General features: G+C 67.2%; 16 protein-coding genes. 10 read left to right on the plus strand and 6 right to left on the minus strand.

Annotation, left to right across the window (positions count from 1 at the left end; genetic code table 11):
* Positions 1-82: 82 nt before the first annotated feature.
* On the minus strand, positions 83-1,492 hold the full coding sequence (locus tag AC6CIE_RS14485) for an MFS transporter (protein ID WP_343737614.1): 1,410 nt from the start codon (positions 1,490-1,492) through the stop codon (positions 83-85).
* A 438-nt stretch (positions 1,493-1,930) separates the two neighbouring features.
* Here AC6CIE_RS14485 and AC6CIE_RS14490 point away from each other — a divergent pair, with 438 nt between their 5' ends.
* From AC6CIE_RS14490 to AC6CIE_RS14505, 4 genes are read left to right on the plus strand one after another with little or no spacing between them, the layout of a single operon-like run.
* The gene (locus AC6CIE_RS14490; protein WP_175123769.1) at positions 1,931-2,434 is read left to right on the plus strand and encodes a Csu type fimbrial protein; all 504 of its coding nucleotides are present in this window, start codon (positions 1,931-1,933) and stop codon (positions 2,432-2,434) included.
* Between the two features lie 12 nt (positions 2,435-2,446).
* Positions 2,447-3,154 (plus strand): fimbrial biogenesis chaperone, encoded by a 708-nt coding sequence (locus AC6CIE_RS14495; protein WP_498092611.1) that lies wholly within the window; start codon positions 2,447-2,449, stop codon positions 3,152-3,154.
* Positions 3,155-3,213: 59 nt separating this feature from the next.
* Positions 3,214-5,559, plus strand: coding sequence for a fimbria/pilus outer membrane usher protein (locus AC6CIE_RS14500; protein ID WP_498092613.1), 2,346 nt, complete (start codon positions 3,214-3,216; stop codon positions 5,557-5,559).
* Positions 5,556-6,539 carry a Csu type fimbrial protein gene (locus tag AC6CIE_RS14505; protein WP_239215299.1) on the plus strand — a complete coding sequence of 328 codons (984 nt, stop codon included), beginning with the start codon at positions 5,556-5,558 and terminating at the stop codon, positions 6,537-6,539. Before AC6CIE_RS14500 ends, AC6CIE_RS14505 begins: the two co-directional genes overlap by 4 nt.
* 67 nt (positions 6,540-6,606) lie before the next feature.
* Here AC6CIE_RS14505 and AC6CIE_RS14510 read toward each other — a convergent pair whose 3' ends face one another.
* Together AC6CIE_RS14510 and AC6CIE_RS14515 are read right to left on the minus strand one after the other, a co-directional pair.
* Positions 6,607-8,688: a site-specific recombinase gene (locus AC6CIE_RS14510; RefSeq protein ID WP_498092615.1), complete on the minus strand. Its 2,082-nt coding sequence runs from the start codon at positions 8,686-8,688 to the stop codon at positions 6,607-6,609.
* 16 nt (positions 8,689-8,704) lie between these two features.
* The gene (locus tag AC6CIE_RS14515) at positions 8,705-10,396 is read right to left on the minus strand and encodes an MFS transporter (RefSeq protein WP_498092617.1); all 1,692 of its coding nucleotides are present in this window, start codon (positions 10,394-10,396) and stop codon (positions 8,705-8,707) included.
* Between the two features lie 256 nt (positions 10,397-10,652).
* Here AC6CIE_RS14515 and AC6CIE_RS14520 point away from each other — a divergent pair, with 256 nt between their 5' ends.
* Positions 10,653-11,084, plus strand: a complete 432-nt coding sequence (locus AC6CIE_RS14520) for a ribosomal maturation YjgA family protein (RefSeq protein ID WP_498092619.1) — start codon at positions 10,653-10,655, stop codon at positions 11,082-11,084.
* Between the two features lie 117 nt (positions 11,085-11,201).
* On the opposite strand, the gene AC6CIE_RS14525 is transcribed toward AC6CIE_RS14520, so the two are convergent.
* On the minus strand, positions 11,202-11,417 hold the full coding sequence (locus AC6CIE_RS14525) for a hypothetical protein (protein ID WP_343736801.1): 216 nt from the start codon (positions 11,415-11,417) through the stop codon (positions 11,202-11,204).
* A 226-nt stretch (positions 11,418-11,643) separates the two neighbouring features.
* Between AC6CIE_RS14525 and AC6CIE_RS14530 the strand changes: the two genes are divergently transcribed.
* From AC6CIE_RS14530 to AC6CIE_RS14545, 4 genes are all read left to right on the plus strand, one after another.
* The gene (locus tag AC6CIE_RS14530; RefSeq protein ID WP_056319353.1) at positions 11,644-12,375 is read left to right on the plus strand and encodes an iron-containing redox enzyme family protein; all 732 of its coding nucleotides are present in this window, start codon (positions 11,644-11,646) and stop codon (positions 12,373-12,375) included.
* A gap of 72 nt (positions 12,376-12,447) precedes the next feature.
* Positions 12,448-12,747 carry a 2Fe-2S iron-sulfur cluster-binding protein gene (locus AC6CIE_RS14535; RefSeq protein ID WP_056566926.1) on the plus strand — a complete coding sequence of 100 codons (300 nt, stop codon included), beginning with the start codon at positions 12,448-12,450 and terminating at the stop codon, positions 12,745-12,747.
* The gene (locus tag AC6CIE_RS14540) at positions 12,744-13,079 is read left to right on the plus strand and encodes a ferredoxin (RefSeq protein ID WP_254594973.1); all 336 of its coding nucleotides are present in this window, start codon (positions 12,744-12,746) and stop codon (positions 13,077-13,079) included. Before AC6CIE_RS14535 ends, AC6CIE_RS14540 begins: the two co-directional genes overlap by 4 nt.
* Positions 13,080-13,083: 4 nt before the next feature.
* Entirely contained in the window at positions 13,084-13,431 is a 348-nt protein-coding gene (locus AC6CIE_RS14545; protein WP_498092621.1) for a 2Fe-2S iron-sulfur cluster-binding protein, read from the plus strand.
* Between the two features lie 67 nt (positions 13,432-13,498).
* Here AC6CIE_RS14545 and AC6CIE_RS14550 read toward each other — a convergent pair whose 3' ends face one another.
* Both AC6CIE_RS14550 and AC6CIE_RS14555 read right to left on the minus strand, forming a co-directional pair.
* Positions 13,499-14,221: a GntR family transcriptional regulator gene (locus tag AC6CIE_RS14550; protein WP_105237069.1), complete on the minus strand. Its 723-nt coding sequence runs from the start codon at positions 14,219-14,221 to the stop codon at positions 13,499-13,501.
* A gap of 79 nt (positions 14,222-14,300) precedes the next feature.
* Positions 14,301-15,044: a sulfite exporter TauE/SafE family protein gene (locus AC6CIE_RS14555; protein WP_498092623.1), complete on the minus strand. Its 744-nt coding sequence runs from the start codon at positions 15,042-15,044 to the stop codon at positions 14,301-14,303.
* A 230-nt stretch (positions 15,045-15,274) separates the two neighbouring features.
* On the opposite strand from AC6CIE_RS14555, the gene AC6CIE_RS14560 reads away from it, so the two are divergent.
* Positions 15,275-16,807, plus strand: a complete 1,533-nt coding sequence (locus AC6CIE_RS14560; RefSeq protein ID WP_279975293.1) for a hypothetical protein — start codon at positions 15,275-15,277, stop codon at positions 16,805-16,807.
* Positions 16,808-16,961 lie beyond the last annotated feature (154 nt).

Genomic DNA, 16,961 nt, shown 5'->3' on the forward strand with positions numbered 1-16,961 from the left:
ATATGACGTCGCACCGCCCGAATATATCGACACGAACGGCAATAGTGTTGCGTGATGACGTTGTCATCGGACTGCTGGCGTATCAGCGCGACGCCGTAGTCTGCACCGGTTCACTCGCGTCGAACCGCAGGCGGGCAAAGCTGGCGATGCAGGCCAGCCCGGCGCACAGGCCGCCCAGCCACAGGGCCGCGATGGCGCCGTGCGTGGTCGAGACGTTGAAGCACGCAGCGACCAAGGCCGCACCCGTGGCTTGGCCCAGCAGGCGCACCGTGCCGATCATCCCGCTGGCGCCGCCCGCCCGCGACGCCGGGGCCGAGGTCATGATGGCGCGCAGGTTGGGGGACTGGAAAAAACCAAAGCCCGCGCCGCAGATCGCCATGCGCCATGAGATGTCCAGCACCGACGGGTCGGCCGGCATCAGCGCCAGCAACGCCATGCCCAGCGCCAGCAAAGCAAGCCCTACGCCGCCCAGCATGCCCGCCGGATAGCTGTCGGACAGCCGCCCCGCGATCGGCGCCATGATGGCCACGACGACGGGCCATGGCGTGATGAGAAAACCCGTCTGGACCTGGCTGTAGCCCAGCACCGACTGGAACAGGAACGGCAGCGACACGAAGGCCAGCGCCTGGGCGGCGAACGCGCACACGGCGGTGGCCGCGGACAACGCAAAGAGGGGGCGGCGCAGCAGGTCCACTGCCAGGATGGGCGCGGGGTGACCGGCCTGGCGCCGCATCAGCAGCCAGAGGCTGGCCGCTGCCAAGCCGCCCTCCAGCGCCACGCGCGGCCACGGGGCGCCGTGCGCAAGTTCATTGGTCGCCAGGACAAGCAGCCCCAGCGCCATCGCGCACAGCAGCGCGGCCAGGCCGTCGAATCCGTGACCGGAGCGCGTGGTGTCGGGCAGGCCGCGCAGGGCCAGCACCGCCGCCAGGATGCCGATGGGGAAATTGACCAGAAACAGCCAGTGCCAGGACCCGAGCAGCAGGATGGCCGACGCCACGGTCGGCCCCCCGGCAAACGACAGTCCCACCACCATGGCGTTCAGGCCCAGGCCGCGGCCCAGCATGTGCGAGGGGTAGATGAAGCGCAGCAGCGCGCCGTTCACGCTCATCACGCCCGCCGCGCCCAGCCCTTGCAGAATGCGCGTGGCCACCAGCACGGGCAGCGACGGCGCCAGGCCGCTTGCCAGCGAGGCCAGCGTGAATACCGCGAGCCCGACGATGTAGACGCGCCGGTGACCCAGGATTTCGCCCAGCGCGGCCGCCGGCAGCAAGCCGGCCACCATCGCCAGCTGATAGCCGCTGATGACCCAGATGGAACCCGCCTCGCTGGCCTGCAGGTCGCGCGCGATGGTCGGCAGTGCGGTATTGGCGATGGCCGTATCCAGGCTGGCCATGCAGACCGCCAGCATGACGGCGATGAGTGCGCCCAGCCGTTCGGCGGCGGGCAGGCCGACGCCGGCCGGATAGACGGTGCTGCGGGAGAACGAGAGCATGAATGGGCTGCGCTGCGAGGGCGTCCGGCCGGTGCGTCCGGATTCGTAGGCACTGATTCTAATGCGCTGTTTGAATTCGGGCTTTTCGTCTGACGGCATGCGCGCCAGGGTGGGCTCGGGTCAGGGCGGCAATTCAGGATGTGCGCGCCCGATTAAACCTGTCATGCGCGGCGATTATCCGATTGGATAATCAGGCGGTAATTGTCACTTAATGAAACTGCTATGGAAATTCAATCACAACAATATGTACAGCGGAAATTCCCACGGTTTCTAAGAAGAGGTTAATTATTGCGGTGCGGTATCCCAGGCCGATTCGTTAATAATCGTAATAAATGCCCCTGGTATATGAAACTATTTGGTGCCGCATACCAATATTTGGACGTACGATTATCCGCAGCAGGATTGATGGTGCAACCGTATATCGTGGAGGCATACCTCATGAAACGCCCGACCTTGCGCGCAGCGACGCTGTGTTTGTTTATCGGTGGTGCAGCGCCCGGCATAGCGCTCGCTCAGACCGCCACCGCCAATTTCAACGTCACGCTTACCATTACGGCCAATTGCGTCATTTCCGCGACTGACCTCAGTTTCGGCAGTCAGGGCGTGCTGAATACCGCGGTTACCGGCAATACCAACCTGTCAGTTACGTGCAGCAATACCACCCCGTATACCGTCGGCCTGAATGCGGGCACGGGCACGGGGTCGACGGAAGCCCAGCGATTTCTGAGCGGCACCGGCGCCAATACCGCGACGGTGGCTTATCAGTTGTACAAACCGGGCAGCACGACCGTCGTGTGGGGCGATGCCGACGTTGCAGCGCGAGTGGGCGGCACCGGCACCGGCGCCGCGCAGCCCATCCAGGTGAACGGCGTCGTGCCCGCGCAGACCACGCCGGCGCCCGGCACCTACTCTTCCACGGTTACCGCGACGGTCTACTTCTAAGGGGGCCGCCCGATGCGGATGCTTTTTCGGGCGCTGCTTGCCGCCTGCCTGGCAGGCTGGGGCGGCGCAGCGGTGGCGGCTGCCCTGCAGATCTCTCCGGTGCTCGTCGAGCTTGCGCCCACGCAGGGTGCAAGCGGCATCATGCTGCGCAATCCCGGGTCCACGCCGATCTACGGGCAGGTGCGCATCTACGGCTGGGAACAGGCGGACGGCGACGACGTGCTCTCGCCAACCGACGACATCCAGGCCAGTCCACCCATCATCCAGGTGCCGCCTGGCGGCGAGCAGCTCGTCCGGCTGGTGCGCGTGTCCAAGAACGCGCCGTCGCTGCAGCAGGGGTTCCGCCTCATCATCGACGAAATTCCTGACCCGTCCTCGCCCGGCGTGAATGGCGTGGTGCTGCGCTTGCGTTATTCGGTGCCGGTGTTCGTGTCCGGCACGACGCCATCTCCGGAACCCGAGCTGGCGTGGCGCGCGGAACGCGCTGGCGGCGACTGGGTGGTGAGGCTGTCCAACAGCGGCAGCCGCTATGCGCAGGTGGCCGCGCTGCAGATCCTGAATGCGGCGGGCAAGCCCGTGGCCGAGGTGGAGGGGCTGCTGGGCTATGCGCTGGCCAACCGGGCGCGCCAATGGAGCATTCCGGCAAAGCAGGACGCGGCCGGGCCGGTAAAGATCAGGGCAATGATCAACGGCGACACGGTCACCGTCAGCCCGCGTTGACGGCATGACCGCGTTCCGGCTTGCCGCTCGGCCCGCCGGCAACCACAGAAGGGCAGTCTATGGCAGTGCGCGCTACCCGTCTCCGCGGGCAACGCGCCTTGGGTGTCGCACTCTTCCTGCTGGGTGCGCCTGCCCAGGCGGCGGATGTGCCCGGTCAACTGGTCTCGTTCGGCAGCATCGCCGAGCGTGACGTGTACCTGGAGGTCAGCATCAACGGCGTCAACACATCCCAGCTATTGCGCTTTCACGACACGCATGGCCGCCTGTCCGTCAGCGGCGCCGCGCTGCGTTCGCTGGGCGTGAACCTGTCCGTGATCGGCATGTCCGCGACGCGCGAAGTCAGCCTGGATGCCGTGGCCGGCCTGCGCTACGTGTACAACCCGGCGGCGCAGTCGGTGGATCTGGTGCTGCCCGACACGTTGCGCGTGCCGTACGAGGTGAATACCCGCGGACTGCCGGCCACGCCGCTGGCGACGGCCGGGCGCGGCGTGGTGGTGAACTACGACGCCTATGCGCAGACCGACTACGAGTACGGGCTGTCGCTGTATTCCGAACAGCGTTACTTCGATTCGAATGGCGTGTTCAGCAATTCGGGCACGGCCTACTTCGGCGGCCGCGGCGATGAATACGTGCGCTACGACACATTCTGGACGCGCTCGGATCAGGAGACGCTGCGCACGCTGCGCCTGGGCGACACGATCACCTCGTCGCTGAACTGGTCGCGCTCGGTACGCGTGGCCGGCGTGCAATGGGGGCGCAACTTCGCGCTGCGTCCGGACCTGGTCACCTTTCCCGTGTCGTCGCTGAGCGCGTCGTCGGTCGTGCCGTCGTCGGTGTCGCTGTTCGTCAATGGCGTGCAGCAGTACTCGGGCAACGTGCCGCCGGGGCCGTTCGTGGTCAACCAGATTCCGGGCATCACCGGCGCGGGCCAGGCAACCTTGATCACGCGCGACGCGCTGGGCCGCACCGTCAGCACGTCGGTCCCCTTGTACATCGACCCGCGGATGCTTGCGGCGGGGCTGTCCAGCTGGTCGGTCGAGGCGGGCTTCGTGCGCCGCCAGTTCAGCGTGCGCTCGTTCGACTACGACAGCAAGCCGGTGCTGACGGCGTCTGGGCGTTACGGCTACACCGACAACCTGACGCTGGAGGCGCACACCGAGGCCGGCCCGGGGCTGTACAACGCGGGCGCCGGCGCGATGGTGAAGATGGGGCAGCTTGGCGTGCTGAGCAGCTCGCTTTCCGGCAGCGCCGGGGACTACAGCGGCGGACAGGTCAGCCTGGGGTACCAGTACGTGCGGCCCGAATTCAGCGTGGACACGCAGGTCACGCGCCTGATCGGCAACTACGGCGACCTGGGCTCGCGCGAGGACGCGCCGGTGCCGCGCCAGACCGACCGCGTGACGGTGTCGATGCCGCTGGGCCGCTCGCAAAGCGTGGCGCTCAGCTACATCGGCTACCGCATGCCGGACGTGCCGATGGCAAAGCTGGGGTCGGCCTCGTACACGGCCAACCTGCACAGCCGCGTGGTCCTGACGCTGAGCGCGTACAAGGACTTTTCGCAATCGAATTCGGAAGGCGTGTTCCTGGGTCTGGCGGTGATGCTGGGCGAGCGCGCGCAGGCCGGCGTGTCTGTCGGCCGCCAAGGCGGCGAGGACACCTACAGCGTCAACGCGCAGAGCAGCGTGCCGTACGAGGGCGGCTGGGGGTGGGCAGTGCAGAACGGCCGCAGCGGCGGCATGCAGCTCAACCAGGGCCAACTTCAGTATCTGGGCCAGTACGGGTTGGTCAGCGGGCTGGTGCAGGACTATGGCGGCCGCACGCAGGCGTCGGTGCAGGCCTCGGGGTCGCTGGTGATGATGGACAGCACGGTGATCCCGTCGCGCCGCATCAACGACAGCTTCGCGCTGGTCTCCACCGATGGCACGGCCGACGTCGCGGTGCTGCACGAAAACCGCCGGCTGGGCCGCACGAACGGCAGCGGTCATCTGCTGGTGCCCGACCTGAACGCCTACCAGACCAACCGCATCTCCATCGACCCGGAAGACCTGCCCGTGGACGTGCGGCTGGACTCGACGCGGGCGGTCGTCGTGCCGCAGTCCGGCGCCGGCGTGCTGACCACGTTCAAGGTGGAAAAGTACGACGCGGCCTCGGTGATCCTGACGCTGCCGGACGGGGCCTTCGTGCCAGTCGGGGCCGAGGTTGCGCACATCGAAAGCGGCAAGCGCACGGTGGTGGGCTACGACGGCCTGACGTTCGTGGAGGACGTGGCAGCGACCAACCGGTTGCGGGTGCGCGGTGGTGGCGTGTCGTGCGAGGCCGTGTTCGATTACGCGCACTCGGATGCCGATCCGCTGCCGACGCTGGGACCGATCGTGTGCGAGCCGTTGGAAAGGGGGCAACCATGAGAATCGCCCTGCTGCTTGCCGCCATGGGCGTCTGCGCGGGCTACGCCGGCTCGGCGCAGGCAAACACCTGCGCGCTGTCGGCCGGCACGACTGCCACGCTGGACTTCGGCACGGTCAATCCGCTGCTGCCGGGCGACACGGTGGCGGACGGAACGGTTGCCGTGACCTGCAATTTTTCGCTGCTCGCCATCGGCGCGCGGCTGTGCTTCAGCCTGGGCGTGGGCAACACCAGTCCGTCCATCGCGGCGCGCGCCCTGGGCGCGGGCACGAACCGCATGAACTACAACCTGTACACGGACGCGGCGCGGACGCAGATATGGGGCGCGGCGACGGCCGGGCAACCGACGTCGCAGACGCTCACCGGCCCGCTGCTGGGGGGCGGCAACGTGTCGACCACCTTCCGGTTCTACGGCAAGCTGCCGGGCGGGCAGTCTACGGTGCCGACGGTCGGCAACGCCAATACCGTCTACAGCGAAACCTATGCGACGACCGGCCGCCTGGACGTGCTGTTCGGCCTGCTGTCGGGCCTGTCCAACTGCCCGCTGGCGGCGCCGACGCAGCGCATCACGATTCCGCTGGTGGTGCGCACGACCGTGCAGAAGAACTGCACCATCAACGCGACGGACATGGCGTTTCCCCCGCGCGGCGTGTTGAGCGCTGCGGTCACGGCCAACAGCCAGATCACCGTCCGCTGCACCAACGCCAACGCCTTCTCCCTGGCGTTGAATGGCGGCTCGGTCGCCGGCAACGTGCTGGCGCGCAAAATGAAGCACACGACCGCCGCCGACACCGTGAGCTATCAGCTCTACCAGGATGCGGCCTACGGCACGGTGTGGGGCGATGCCTCGGGCGGCGCGCCGCGGGCGGGCGTGGGCACGGGCGCCAATCAGACCTTCACGGTCTATGGCCGCGTGCCTGCGCAGACGACGCCCCGGCCCGGCACGTACCGCGACGTGGTCACCGCCACGATCACGTTCTGAACACGCGGCGCCGCAGCCGCGTCCGTTCAGGCGCACCATGTCAGTCAGGCCTGCCCAGCGCAGCGCGTCAGGATTGCACGGGCGTGGCGCGCGGCTTGACCGGCCAGAATAGCGCCGCCGGCCGCCGCAGGATGCGGCGGCGCACCCCGGCAGTCAGCGACACGCGATCGTCGCGGCGCATGTCGCGCGACGCCAGCGCCACGTTGAAGGCCAGCGCAAAACTGACGATGACGTTCAGCGCGCCCGTCGCCACCGTGCCCGCCACGGCCAGCCAGAACATCTGCGTATGCACGAGCTCCCAGCCCAGCGTCGCAATCGCGGCCGCGATCTGGCCGGCGCTGAGCGACACGTGGCGGACCTCCAGCGTCGATCCCAGCGCGCTGACAAGGGCCGGCAGCAGGCCCAGCATCAGTCCCAGCGAAACGTTGGCGGCGATCTGCGAAACGTTGCGCCGCCAGAAGCCCGCCCACCGAACGGCGCCGCGCGCCCCGAGCAGGTAGCGCGTGCGCCGGCCGTACGCCATCACGTCGTGCACGCGATGCAGCGCGAACCAGTTGTCGGCCCAACCTGCGATCAGGCTGGACACCCAGATCAATGCGCCGGTCACCGCGGCATACAGCGGCGTCGGTCCCCAGAACGACAACGATTGCAGCGTGTCTTGCGCCTTGTCGGCATCGATCAAAGGCTGTTCCAGAAACCGCATGGCCAACCATTGAATCGCCCAGGCCAGCGGAAACACCACGGCCAGGTTGCCCGCGATCGCGGCGGCGTTCGAACGCAGCATCGCCAGCGTGTCGTCGACGAAGGCCTCGCGCCCGTCGGGCGAGTAGGCCGCGTCCAGCCGGCGGGCAAGCGCAGGCCCGGTCATGGCCGGCTGCTTGGTGGCCAGTGTGAAATGCGCGAACTGGATCACCAGAAAACTGCCGGCGTAGTTCAGTGCGTTCAGCAGGCCTTCCACCCATTTGTCCAGGTGGGCCGACGTGATGATGAACTTGACGTACACCGTGAACGCCACGACGAAGCCGCCGCCCATGGACGCCTTCAGCATGTCCATGTATTCCAGCGTGTCGCGGGCGATGTAGTGTTCGCCGGTCTCCGCGCTGCGGTCCATCACGCGGCGCGCCAACTGCAAGAGCGACGACGCCGCCAGATGCCGGATGCTGCTGCGGGCCAATGTGCACCGGATCAGCTCGGCCATCAGGTGCGCGTACCGGTGGCGTTGGGTGGGGTCGATCCACACGCCCAGCAGCAGTTCGATGCGCGCCAGGCGCAGCTTCATGCACTCGATCTGGTAGACCACGTCGACCGCGACGCCATTGCGCTTGAGTTCTTCATAGACGGCGTCGCCGGCCGCGCGGCAGTCGTCCAGCAAGGCGCGCAGCACGTTCAGGCGCTGGCCCACCACCTCGTGCGGCGTGTCCGGTGTGCTGTCGAAGAGTTCTGCCGCGGTGCCCTCCAGCGTGAAAAACGGCGATACTTCGACGCGGCCCGGCACACGGGAGCGGATATCCTGGCTGAGTCCGACGGCGCCCACCTGGCTGACGAGCACCTGCATGCTGCTGGTCAGTGCCTGGTCCAGCCGCCGGGCAAGCGCCTCGGGCGTGGGGACTGACAACGCATCGGGTTCTTTTGCCGGGTCGTCCTCTTTCAGACGCAGCAGCGCGCGCACGCGCGCCAGCGTCTCGTCGTCCAGCGATTCGATCCATTGCGCGTCGCCGGCGCGGCGAAACAGCAGCGTGAAGAGGCCCGACATATCGCCCTGATTGACGGTCGGCGGCAGCATCCAGGCGACGACGCGGCGCCACAACTCGCCCCAGAATCCGGGGCGTGACGCCACGCCGGTGTCGCACAGGAGCGCGGTGGGGTCGTTGTCCACCAGCACCGAGCGCAGCGTGGCCGCCGTGCGGGCCGCGACAGCGGGATTGCGTTCCAGCACCTGCAACAGGTAGCGCAGGCGGGCGTGACGCGGGTCGCGCCCGTCTTCCCGTGCCGGTTCGCCGTCCGGACGGTTCAGCCAGCGGCCAAGGTCGACCAGCCACAGATTCCGTTCGGCCAGCGGGGCTTGGGGGTCGGCGTTGGACAGGATGACGTCAAGCTGCGACCCGCCACGCCGCCAGGTCCGCCAATTGCGCCACAGAGAGGTAAGCATGGTCGGGCCTCGCGCGTCATCGGGAATCGGGGGCGCGGCGCAGCGAGAAACCCTGCGCCTCGTTCATGGCCAGATAGCTGACGTTGCGCGACACCACCGGCGGCTTGTCGCCCGCGTGCAAGGCGCGCACCTCGTCCAGCACCATCTTGTCGGCCAGCGTCATGCGGTCGATCATCCGCAGGTACTGCATCCAGCTTTCCACCAGAAAGACCTCGCGCCAGACGCCCTCGCGCTCCAGGTCGCGGAACAGCTGCCACTGCTGCGCGCCATTGCGCAGCCGCAAGAGGCGCAGCGGCCGGGCGGCGTGGATCAGCGCGGCAAGCTTGTCTGCGGTGACCAGGTATTCGACGGCAACCAGCACCGCGCCGCGCTGCGTATTGAAGCCGGCGGCGGCCATGGCCGGTTCGGTGTCGTCGGCGCGCGTCAGCGACCGCGCGTCCACCTGTTCCGGCAGACGCGAGCGGTACAGCAGCGCCACGGTCACGCCCAGCATGATGCCGGCGGCCGACATCGCGCCGGACACGCCCATCGTGCCCGCGAAGTGACCCCACATGAACGAGCCCGCCGCCAGGCCGCCGAAGATCGCGGTCTGATACAGCGCCAGCGCGCGCGCCTTCACCCAGTCCGGCACCAGAAGCTGCACGGTCGTGTTGTAGGTGGCCAGCACGCCGATCCAGCAGCCGCCCGACAGGAGCAGCGCCGGAAACGCAACCCACAGCGTATCGGTGAGGCCCAGCGCCAGCAGACAGGCGGCCAGGAGCGCGGCGGCCACGCTGATCAGGCCGCTGGATCCCCACGCCGCGCGCGCCCGGCGCACCACCACGCTGGCCAGGATGGCGCCCACGCCCAGCGCGCCAAGCATGTAGCCGTAAAGCAGCGCGCTGCCGCTTTCGTGCTCGTGCGCCAAGAGCGGCAACAACGCCCACAGCGCGCTGGCGGACAGGCCGAAGGCGAACGAGCGCAGCATCACCACGCGCGTCACCGTCGAATGCTGCGTGTAGCGCAGCGCGGCGACCACGCCTTCAAAGAGGCCTTCGGGCGGCAGCCGGCGCACGGGCAGGTCGCGCTTCCAGCGCCAGATCGCCCAGATCAGCCCGGCGTAGCAGAAACAGTTCAGCAGAAAGACCCAGGACGTGCCCAACGCGCCCAGCAGCAGGCCGCCGATGGCCGGCCCCACCGCCCGCGCGACGTTGAAGTTGACGCTGTTCAGCAGCACGGCGCTGCCGACGTGCTCGCGCGGCACCTGTTCGCCCACGGCGGCCTGCCATGCGGGCGTGACGATCGCGCTGCCGATGGCGATGCAGAACACGGATGCAATCAGCGTGATGGGGTGCAGCAGCCCCGCGAAGGCCAGGATGGTGATGAAGACGCCGCCCGCCAGCTCCAGCAGCATGCCCGCAAGCATGACGCGGCGCCGGTCGTGGTTGTCGGCCAGCACCCCGGTCAGGATCGACAGGGCGACCAGCGGAAACGCCGCCGCCACCTGGATCATCGCGACCATCAGCGGGCTGCTCTGCTCCGTGGTGATGACCCACGCGGCGGCCACCGATTGCGCCCAGGTGCCCAGGTTGGCAAACAGGTTGGCGATCCAGATGATGCGAAAGGCGGGAAAGGCGAGGGGGGAAAGCGTGCTGACCTGGAGGACAGGCGCGGGCGCGGCCGGAGGGGCCGCCGGCAGATCGGTCGAAGCCGAAACGGGCTGCAGCATGGGAACGTGGCCGGACGCGAGGATCGCGCCCGTTCTGGGCTGGGTCGGGGTCGCTCCATGGTACGCCCAAGGCAGGCGGCCGAGGAGGGCGGCCCGCGCTTTTCCGGTAACCTGCGCGCTGGCCTTGTTACCGGCCGGCGCGCGGGCGTAGCAGCGCTGCGTGTGCGGATTCTTGCGCGAATTCAGGCAGCGATGCGCAGCCGCCGCGAACGCAGCCGCGCCCCTCCCTGTTTCACTATTTACGTTTGCTGATTCAATGACTCTGACTTTCAACGGGCGCGCGTTCGCCGCCCTGCTTGCCGTGACCGCCGTGCTGGCGCTGATCGCCACCGTGGGCGCGCCCTATCCCTTCCTGCGTGGATTCGTGGGGGACGTGGTGGCGGTGGGCTGGGCCTATCTGCTGTACCGCAGCTTTGTTCGAGCGGGCGTGCTGCCGCTGGCGCTGGCGGCGCTGTTCACGGGGTATGCGGTCGAACTGGGCCAATACCTGGCGCGGCACTTTGGCTGGCGCATCGAGCAGCCGGTGTTGCGCGTGGTGTTCGGCAGCGTGCCGGATTGGTGGGACGTGCTGGCCTATTCCGTAGGCTTTGCGATTGTGCTGATGCTTGCCGGCGGCAATGCCCGGCGTCAGCGGAATGCGGCGCAGCAGAACGCCCGGATGCAGGTCAGTCTGCGCGCACGGCGCTGACGGGGCTAACAGCGCTGACGGCGCTTCGCTCGTCCGGGAAGACGTCCCGGGCGTTCAAGCCGGGGTGTTTCAATCCCGGCCTTTTCAAGCCAGGACGCTCTGTCCCGGGCTTTTCCTTCAGCCAGCTTGGCAGACGGTGTCGTCGCGTTGCGTGCGTGCGGCGGGTGCGGCTGCGCGTAGTGGTTGCAGACGCGCGTTGCGGAACGGGGCCAGCAATTCGGCCCAGGACGACGGGAACAGCGGCGTGGCGTGGCGCACGGCGTCGCGGCGAGCGTAGTGGGTGAGCAGTTGTTGACCGATCGGGGTGTCGCCCAGCGGGTGGCGGGTGTTCATGGTATTTCCGTATTGCGTTGAAATTGTATTCATTGTACGCCTTCGGCGCGCTCCGGTCCAATTCGCCTCACGGATGGTAAGTGCTTGATCTGGTTGAAACTGTCCCTCTTTAAGCGAGGAACTCCGGGATTGCCCTAGCGGCTCAAAACAGTAGACGGTATACAATGTTCATCATGCCCGGGCTGACACAGGCCTGGAATTTCTCCCACTGGACCTGGAGCGAGTCATGGCAGAACTGATGAACCGAGATGAATTCCGCACGGCGCTGGAAAACGCGATCAAGGGCAAGAGCGCCAACGCGTCGCCCTTTTCGATCGCCTGGGCCGAAGGCAAGCTGAGCCGCGAGCATCTGTCGCGCTGGGCCGAGAACCACTATCACTATGTCGGCCCCTTTGCCGACTACCTGGGCTACCTGTACGCCCGCACGCCGGACACCTATACCGAGGCCAAGGATTTCCTGCTGGCCAACATGTACGAAGAGGAGATCGGCGGCGACCGCCACACCGACCTGCTGATCCGCTTTGCCGAAGCCTGCGGCACCACCCGCGAACGGGTCACCAATCCGGACAACATGTCGCCCACGACGCGCGCGCTGCAAAGCTGGTGTTATGCCGTGGCCATGCGCGAGGATCCGATCGTCGCGGTGGCCGGCCTGGTGGTGGGTCTGGAATCGCAGGTGCCCTCCATCTACCGCAAGCAGACGCCGACCCTGCGCGAGAAGTACGGCTTCACCGACGAGGAAGTGGAGTTCTTCGACCTGCACATCGTGTCCGACGAGATCCATGGCGAACGCGGCTACCAGATCGTGCTGGAGCACGCCAACACGGTGGACCTGCAGCAGCGCTGCCTGAAGATCTGCGAAATCGGCGCGCAGATGCGGCTGCTGTACACCACGGCGCTCTACACCGACTACGTGCAGGACGAGATCAAGCTGCCCGAACTGGGCCTTGCCGCCTGATCGCCCGAACCCGCCCGGCCCGCCCGGCCCGGCCGGGCGGTGGCCGCACCGCAGAACCTGGACGAAGACCTCATGCCTACCGTTGTGTTTCATAAAGGCGGCCAGACCTACACCGACGTGGTGAAGGACAACACCAACCTGGTGGTGCGGGCCGGCATCAAGCAGTTTCCGTTTCCGCATCTGCGCTATGAATGCGGCATGGGCAAGTGCGCCAAGTGCGCGTGCCGCATCATCGCCGGCGCCGAGCATCTGCCGCCGGTGAACTGGAAGGAAAAGAAGCAGCTGGGCGACCGTGTCGACCAGGGCTACCGGCTGGCATGCCAGCTTTGGCTGAGCAGCGACATCGAGCTGTCGCAGGACGTGGAGGCATGATGGCGGCGCAATCCACCTATGTGATCCTGACCTCCAAGCCCGGCGTCTTCCGCACCGAGGCGGGCGATGGCGCCGACATCATCGAGACCTACGACTACGTGTTCTACGGGCGCGCGCTGGCGGTGTTCAGCATTGCCCGCCTGGACCGTGAGATCAAGCTGGTGGTCACCGAGGAAACGCCGCCCTACGTGGTCAACCACGTGCCGTCCAAATTCCTGGAGAAGTTCTCGTCGGTGGACGCGGCCCGCAAGGAGCTGGCGCACCTGACGCGTTTTGGCAGCATGGCGTCGACGCTGACGCTGCGGTCCGGCGTGCGCGCCGCGGAGCACTGAATATATGGTCCAGATCACGTTCCTATCCAACGGCGGCATGGTCGCCACCGCGCCGGAAAACAGCAACCTGTTGCGCGTGTCGCTCAAGGAAAAGGGCGGCATCCCGTTCAAGTGTGGGGGCGGCCTGTGCGGCACCTGCAAATGCCGGATCGAAGAGGGGCTGGAAAACACCGACGCCATCAAGCCAAAGGAGCGCAAGCACCTGCGGCCGGAAGATTTCGAGGCCGGCTACCGCATGGCCTGCCAGACGTTCGTGAATGGCGACGTGAAGGTGTCGTGGGTGGTGCAGAACGGCAAGGGGATCGTGGTCGGCGCGGCGCCGGGCGCGGTGGAAACGGCCACGTCGGGATGAGCGGATGGCGGGGGCGCCCCGGCGCCGGCGCGGCGGCGGTGACAGCCGCTCGTCAGGGGTCAGGCGCTCAGGCCACCGACGCCTGCTGCGGCGGCTGCTGCGCTTCGGTGTAGGCCTTGGCCGCGTTGTGCACGTGCTGGCTGGCCAGCAGCGCCGCCAGATCGCCGTTGCCCGCGATGACGGCATTCAGGATCTGCGAATGCTCGTCCCAGTTCTGCTTGGCGCGGCGCATGTTGCTGGGCGCGAACAGCAGGGCGGTGCGATCGCGCAGCGAGCGCATCAGGTCGGTCAGCACCACGTTGCCGCCGATCGTGGCCAGCATTTCATGGAACTGCGAATTGAGCGCCAGGAACTTGTCCAGTTTCTCGTCGCGCGCGGCTTCCGTGCCTTCGCGCAGAAACGCCTGCAGGCGCTCCACCGTCTTTTCGTCGCGGCGCTGCGCGGCCAGCTTGGCGTTCAGGCCTTCCAGCGTGGCGCGCACTTCCACCATGTCGTAGGCCACGGCATCGGACAGCACCGACACCGACGCGCCGCGCCGCGGCTCGATTGTGACCAGGCCTTCGGCGGCCAGCGCCCGCAATGCCTCGCGCACCGGGATACGGGATACACCCATTTCTTCGGACAGGCGGCCTTCCACCAGGCGGTCGCCGGGCGTGAACTCGCCGCTCAGGATGCGTTCGCGCAGCTTGTCGCGGATGACGGCAAACAACTGCGGGTGCTGCTCGCCGATCTTCAGCGGGGAGGAATGCTGCGTCTCGACGGCTTGCGGGCTGACGGGGGAGGTTGTCATGGCGAGCAGGTTTGGCGTAATGGATATAGTCGGCATTGTATTACCGGGTGTAGCCGTCCGTCGCTGGCGGTTTGCCGCATCAGTGCACCCAGAATGACTTCACCAGCACGCCCACCGCGCCCATGGCGCAGGCGACGAGCAGCACACCGCGCACCGCGCGGGGAGGCAGCAGGGTGCGCAGCCGGCTGGAGACGGCGAATCCGGCCAGCAGAAACGGCGCCAGGCTGAGCGCCAACCCGGCGTGATAACCCGTGTAGCGCTTGGCCAGCGCCAGCATGGCGAGCGAAAAAATGGAACCCAGGAACAGCACCATGCCGAGCGTGGCGCGCAGCCGCGGCGGCGCGGCGTGCTGCAGCACGATGGCGATGGGCGGGGCGCCCACCGACGTCATCGTGCCCATGATCCCCGAGGCCACGCCCGCCCCGGACACCCGGCCCGGCGTCGCGGAGAACTTCAGTCCCGCCACGCTGAGCGCGACGGCGGCCAGGATCATGCAGGCAAAAAGCACGCCCAGCGCCTGGGGCGCAAAGCGCGCCATGGCGTAGATCGCGATCAGGGTGCCGACGGCGCGCCCGGCCAGGGCGTAGGAGACGGCGGGCCAATCGATGGCGCCCCGCTCGCGCAGGGCGGTCAAGAGCGAAATGAAGCCGCCCAGGGTCAGAAGCGGGCCAGGCGCCAATTGCGGGAAGAACATGGCGGCGACGGGTGCGGCGAACATGGCAAACCCCACGCCGCCCACGCCTTGGGCGACGGCCGCGCCGAACACGACGGCTGCCATGGCCGCGTAATGCCACAGATCGGTGGTTATCAGGGAGGACAACATGCCTGAGGGCTTTGTAATTTATGTATACGATAGTCTATCGGTGAATTCGGACCTTGATCGCAAATTTCCAAAAACTCCGGGTAATCCCTTGATTTTCAGCTGAAAATCAGGCTGAAACCCGCACTATCGATTTCCCTAGGCGGCGCATATTTCGGTTGGTATGGCTTCTAACGAAATATAGTATACCGAGTGTGGCGACCCAACAGCCACGCATACAAGGGGAATAGCGCATGCAATCCGACGTCGTGCTCACTGCCGCTCATTGGATTTACCTGATCAGTGTGGCCGCCATCATCCTGACGATGATCCTGCGCGCCAATGTCGTGGTGCCTTCCGTCATCGGTACATTCCTGGTCGTGCTGGCGATCACGGGCAATCCGATCAGCGGGCTGATCGGCATCTTTTCCGCCAGCTTCGTCGCCGCCAAAGAGCTCTTCAACATCTTTCTCGTCATCACCTTCATGACGGCGCTTCTCAATTCCCTGAAGACGCTGCAGGCGGACGTGCGCATGGTCCAGCCATTTCGGCGGGTCATGCGGGGCGGGCATTCGTCGTTCGTGATCATCGCCCTCTGTACCTATGTAATCTCGCTGTTCTTCTGGCCCACGCCCGCCGTGCCGCTGGTGTCCGCCATCCTGCTGCCGGCGGCCATCGCGGCCGGGCTGCCGCCGCTGGCCGGCGCCATGGCCATCGCGATCGCGGGGCAGGGGATGGCCTTGTCGTCGGATTACGTGATCGGCGTGGCGCCGAGCATCAGCGCCAAGGCGGCGGGGGCGGCCGTCAGCGCCGCCGTCGTGGCCGACCGCGCGCTCGTGTTGTCCTTGATCACCGGCGGGATCGCGCTGGTGGCGGCCTACCTGCTGGTGCGCCGTCACATCGTGCCGGCCGATCCCGCGCTGCTGACGGCCTGGCAGGCCCGCGCGCAGGACGGCAGTCTGGCGCGCATGGAACAGGCCGGGTCGTTCGACAAGGCGGAACTTGCCCGCGGCACGATGGGCGCCGATCCCGCGCTGCCCGCCGGCCCCGCGCTGAGCGAGGAAGAGCAGCGCCGTGTCCGCTGGTCGAAGGTGTTTGCGGTGGTGACGCCGCTGGCATTCCTGGCCGTGATCGCCGTGATGGTGCTGCCCCGGCTGTTCCCGTCGCTGCCCGCCCTGCGCGGCGGCGATGCGGCGGCGCTGGTCGGCGGCGTCGCCTTCGTGGTGATGATGCTGGTGACGCTGGCCGCCGAAGGCCCTCGCAAGATGCTGGACGTCTGTCCGGAACACGTGACCGACGGCTTCGTGTTCGCCTTCAAGGCGATGGGTTCCGTGCTGCCCATCGCGGGCTTCTTCTTCGTGGGCGCCAATGAGACGGCCGCGCAGATCCTGGGCGTGCCGGCGGCGCAGGCGCCCGGCCTGCTCTTCGAGGTGATCTCCGCCGCACAGCATCTCATCCCGGAAAACCACTTCCTCGTTGCCTTCGGTGTGCTGCTGGTCGGCATGATCACCGGCATCGACGGCTCGGGCTTCGCAGGCCTGCCGCTCACGGGCACGTTATCCGGCGCGCTGGGTCCGGTCGTCGGCGTAGACCCCGCGACGCTGGCGGCGGTCGGCCAGATGGGCGCCGTCTGGACGGGCGGCGGCACGCTGATCGCCTGGTCCTCGCTGATCGCGGTGGCGGGGTTTGCGCGGGTGAATGTGCTGTCGCTGGTGCGCGCGCTGCTGCTGCCCGTGCTGCTGGCGCTCTTCGTCTCGACGATCTGCGCTGTGCTGATCTGGAGTTGAACGGCGCGACCTGACGCGAAAAGGCTCCCGCGCGGGAGCCTTTTTGCTGACGCTTCAGGTGGGGTTTCCACGGATCGTCGCCTAATGATTAAAGTATACAATGTTCTGAACGTAGCCCAGGCGCCTTGCGCTTGCCGCGCCCGCCCAGACTCAA

It is taken from the genome of Achromobacter sp. GQ309 (assembly GCF_059759315.1).

Bases quoted from the DNA above. Each gene is read 5' to 3' on its own strand.
- AC6CIE_RS14535 (WP_056566926.1), top strand. From the start codon at position 12,448: ATGCCTACCGTTGTGTTTCATAAAGGCGGCCAGACCTACACCGACGTG.
- AC6CIE_RS14560 (WP_279975293.1), top strand. From the start codon at position 15,275: ATGCAATCCGACGTCGTGCTCACTGCCGCTCATTGGATTTACCTGATC.
- AC6CIE_RS14520 (WP_498092619.1), top strand. From the start codon at position 10,653: ATGACTCTGACTTTCAACGGGCGCGCGTTCGCCGCCCTGCTTGCCGTG.
- AC6CIE_RS14530 (WP_056319353.1), top strand. From the start codon at position 11,644: ATGGCAGAACTGATGAACCGAGATGAATTCCGCACGGCGCTGGAAAAC.
- AC6CIE_RS14485 (WP_343737614.1), bottom strand. From the start codon at position 1,492: ATGCTCTCGTTCTCCCGCAGCACCGTCTATCCGGCCGGCGTCGGCCTG.
- AC6CIE_RS14495 (WP_498092611.1), top strand. From the start codon at position 2,447: ATGCGGATGCTTTTTCGGGCGCTGCTTGCCGCCTGCCTGGCAGGCTGG.
- AC6CIE_RS14490 (WP_175123769.1), top strand. From the start codon at position 1,931: ATGAAACGCCCGACCTTGCGCGCAGCGACGCTGTGTTTGTTTATCGGT.
- AC6CIE_RS14525 (WP_343736801.1), bottom strand. From the start codon at position 11,417: ATGAACACCCGCCACCCGCTGGGCGACACCCCGATCGGTCAACAACTG.
- AC6CIE_RS14515 (WP_498092617.1), bottom strand. From the start codon at position 10,396: ATGCTGCAGCCCGTTTCGGCTTCGACCGATCTGCCGGCGGCCCCTCCG.
- AC6CIE_RS14555 (WP_498092623.1), bottom strand. From the start codon at position 15,044: ATGTTGTCCTCCCTGATAACCACCGATCTGTGGCATTACGCGGCCATG.
- AC6CIE_RS14540 (WP_254594973.1), top strand. From the start codon at position 12,744: ATGATGGCGGCGCAATCCACCTATGTGATCCTGACCTCCAAGCCCGGC.
- AC6CIE_RS14510 (WP_498092615.1), bottom strand. From the start codon at position 8,688: ATGCTTACCTCTCTGTGGCGCAATTGGCGGACCTGGCGGCGTGGCGGG.
- AC6CIE_RS14500 (WP_498092613.1), top strand. From the start codon at position 3,214: ATGGCAGTGCGCGCTACCCGTCTCCGCGGGCAACGCGCCTTGGGTGTC.
- AC6CIE_RS14545 (WP_498092621.1), top strand. From the start codon at position 13,084: ATGGTCCAGATCACGTTCCTATCCAACGGCGGCATGGTCGCCACCGCG.
- AC6CIE_RS14505 (WP_239215299.1), top strand. From the start codon at position 5,556: ATGAGAATCGCCCTGCTGCTTGCCGCCATGGGCGTCTGCGCGGGCTAC.
- AC6CIE_RS14550 (WP_105237069.1), bottom strand. From the start codon at position 14,221: ATGACAACCTCCCCCGTCAGCCCGCAAGCCGTCGAGACGCAGCATTCC.